This window comes from Mesorhizobium sp. M4B.F.Ca.ET.143.01.1.1, assembly GCF_004792275.1.
GTDB lineage: Bacteria > Pseudomonadota > Alphaproteobacteria > Rhizobiales > Rhizobiaceae > Mesorhizobium > Mesorhizobium abyssinicae.
The window spans coordinates 1-334 of sequence record NZ_SRSR01000203.1 but is presented as its reverse complement, the minus strand read 5'-3'; the positions used below and the strand labels follow the sequence as shown (position 1 = coordinate 334).

At 65.0% G+C, this 334-nt stretch carries 1 protein-coding gene; it reads left to right on the top strand.

Features of this window, described 5'->3' with window-relative positions; all coding sequences use genetic code 11:
- Positions 1-41: 41 nt before the first annotated feature.
- On the top strand, positions 42-334 hold a 293-nt coding region (locus EN786_RS36640), incomplete at its 3' end, for a glycosyltransferase family A protein (RefSeq protein ID WP_246688849.1).

Sequence of the window (334 nt, the reverse complement as noted above, 5' to 3'; positions counted from 1 at the left end):
ATGCGCTTGAGCCGACATTCCGTCAGCGCGGATGGAAGATCTTGCGCCGGCCGCACAAACACCTTGGCGCGACGCGAAACGCCGGCGTCCGCGCCGCGCGCGGCGCGCTCATCCTGTTCGTCGACGACGACAACGCGCTTTTTCCGGAGGCCGTCGACCATTTCGTCCGCGCCATGGCTGCGTCCGGCGCGGATATCTGCACGGCGTTCCAACTGATCTTCTATGAGGATTTCGTTCCCAGCGACCGGACGGACGGGCTGATCCAGTATCTGCCGCTCGGCGGCCCCGATGCGCTCGGGCTCATCCACAATGTCTACGGCGACGCCAATGCGAT